Raw genomic sequence first — 2,207 nt, forward strand, 5'->3', positions numbered from 1 at the left:
GCGCTGCGCTATCCCGAGGGCTCCACGCAGCCCCTGCTGTCTTCAAAAAGTGACATCTCTAATTTGCGGAGATTGTGCCTTTTCTAACCGGCAGGAACAAATTTTGTAAGCGGTGGATTCTAAGTCGAGGTGCGAAATCCTAGTAGACCAACCCGGGATGCAGGTTGCGAACTTACTGGGCCCGGCATCCACCCAATAGTCAACGGGAATATCCGTATCGACTACACCTAAAGCAGAGATCCAGCATGTCGACGGTGTGGCCGCCCCTGGCGGCATGGGGTGGGAAGGCCATGTTCGCAGGCGATCCTGCTCATGAGCGCAAAATAGGTCTGGCGTCTGCTTTCTGCGTCGGGAGTGAGGAAGCCGGTTGGACGGTAGCGCAGCGGGTGACAGCCAGACATATAGCTTGGCAAATTGGCCGAGGGGAGGGGAGAACCACCGCGCATCCAGGCAGGGATGACGAGACCGTCCGTCATAGAGACGGCAAGCTTAGCCGGGACGGGTGGCTCTTGAGGTTCAGCAAGGCTGCTTGGCATCTGGAACTCTACCCAACGGCGGCTGAGGTCATGAACGCGGAATGCCATAGCACTGGGCGCGATTTTGGACTCGGCGGTGGCGCGGTGCGGGCTTTCAGCCTGAGCAGCGCCGCGATCGCCGCGCCCAACGCCATTATCCGTTGCATGATGTGTCTCCCTGCATTCAGCTAGAAGCCGAGAACAGGAGAGCGAGCTTGTCAACTGGACGCTTGTTCCCCGCGGAGGGCCGTCACCGCAATAACGAACGGATTTGAAGTGCTGGTCGATGATGCATCGGGGGGGCTTATGCCCGCCAATTTAAGCCGCAGCGCGGCATGCTCCCCAAGGATTGGGACTTGGCCCAGGCGACTATCGCCTGTTGCGGCATGGCGCCTGACTGCCTGGCAACTTCCCGGCCGTTTGAAAACAGGATCATCGTGGGGATTGAGCGGATCCCATAGCGTCCCGCAACTGCCTGCTCTGCTTCGGTGTCGAGCTTACCCAAGCGCATATAGGGTTCAAGCTCGCGCGCGGCCGCTGTGAAGGCAGGCGCCATCTGACGGCAAGGTCCACACCAAGAGGCCCAGAAATCCACAAGTAGGGGAATGCCGCTGCGGCTTGCATGCGCATCAAAATTGGCGGCGGTGAGGGTTATCGGTTCGCCTGCGAAAAGTGGCCGCTTGCACCGTCCGCACGTGCCGCCCCCTCGAAGCCTGTTAACAGGAACGCGGTTCGCCGTGCTGCACTGTGGGCAAATGATGATCTTGTCGTCTCTCATGAAGACGGGCTTCTACTCCCAATGGTGGTAGCGCAGCCGCCTGCGCGGACCATCAATTTCCGTTGACGATCTCAGATCGCTGCGCGGCGGACAGCGCGTCTGCATTGACGTCAGACCTGTCGATTGCTTCTTCCTTGGCCTCGCCGGCTTCTCTCGTCGCGTCGGCCTTGGCCTCCATCATATCGTCAGCGGTGCCGCTCATATTGTCGGCCATCGCGTCCATCTTGTCCGCTTTGTTTTCCATCGCTTCCTGTGCCTGTTCACCCAGCTTGTCGTCTCCTTTTCCGCCGCAGGCTGACAGCGCCAAGCTGATCGCGAACGCGGTGATGAAAGTGGATGTGCGGTACATAGTCTCTCTCCCAAGGTGCGGGTGTACCGGATGACGTTCATGTTGGGTCCCCCGTCCATTCCAACCTCGAGGCGATCCCACGGTCCTATGTGTTCGGCGGTGCGTGCGCCGCGCCCTCGCCTTGCAATGTTAGTGTTATGCACTAGATTGGGGGCATGGAACGAGCAATCAGCGCTAGTGACGCCAATCAGCGTTTCTCGGAACTCTTACGCGAAGTCGCGGAGGGCGAGAGCTTTACTGTCATGTCGCGCGGCCGCGCCGTGGCAAGGGTGCTGCCCGTTGACCGTGCCCGCGAGCAACGATCGATACAGCATCTACTGAAATTTGTAGCTGCCTTGCCTGTGCGGCATGCAGGAAACTGGTCGCGTGACGAACTTTACGAATGACGCGCGTTGCCCTCGACACCAATATCTTGGCCTATCTCGCAGGCGTTAGTCGTGACGCTCGCGACCACGCGAAAATTGGCCAGATTAGAGATTTGATCGCACGGCTTGGTAGTGGGGTGAGCCTTCTTGCTCCAGCACAGACGCTTGGCGAACTATTCGTTGTGCTGCGCCGCGGTGGA

At 59.3% G+C, this 2,207-nt stretch carries 4 protein-coding genes; 2 read left to right on the top strand and 2 right to left on the bottom strand.

The genetic code is table 11. From position 1 onward, the window contains the following. Positions 1-819 precede the first annotated feature (819 nt). Positions 820-1,293: a thioredoxin TrxC gene (gene trxC, locus ACFO3E_RS15300; protein ID WP_380805846.1), complete on the bottom strand. Its 474-nt coding sequence runs from the start codon at positions 1,291-1,293 to the stop codon at positions 820-822. 52 nt (positions 1,294-1,345) lie between these two features. Beyond that, positions 1,346-1,642, bottom strand: coding sequence for a hypothetical protein (locus tag ACFO3E_RS15305; RefSeq protein WP_380805849.1), 297 nt, complete (start codon positions 1,640-1,642; stop codon positions 1,346-1,348). Positions 1,643-1,797: 155 nt separating this feature from the next. Here ACFO3E_RS15305 and ACFO3E_RS15310 point away from each other — a divergent pair, with 155 nt between their 5' ends. Together ACFO3E_RS15310 and ACFO3E_RS15315 are read left to right on the top strand one after the other, a co-directional pair. Continuing rightward, complete coding sequence (locus ACFO3E_RS15310; RefSeq protein ID WP_380805850.1) at positions 1,798-2,028, top strand: type II toxin-antitoxin system Phd/YefM family antitoxin; 231 nt, start codon at positions 1,798-1,800, stop codon at positions 2,026-2,028. Further along, the coding region (locus ACFO3E_RS15315) for a hypothetical protein (RefSeq protein WP_380805853.1) at positions 2,025-2,207 on the top strand (183 nt) is incomplete at its 3' end. The genes ACFO3E_RS15310 and ACFO3E_RS15315, both read left to right, overlap by 4 nt.

It is taken from the genome of Sphingobium tyrosinilyticum (assembly GCF_042654265.1).
In the GTDB taxonomy this organism is placed as follows: domain Bacteria; phylum Pseudomonadota; class Alphaproteobacteria; order Sphingomonadales; family Sphingomonadaceae; genus Sphingobium; species Sphingobium tyrosinilyticum.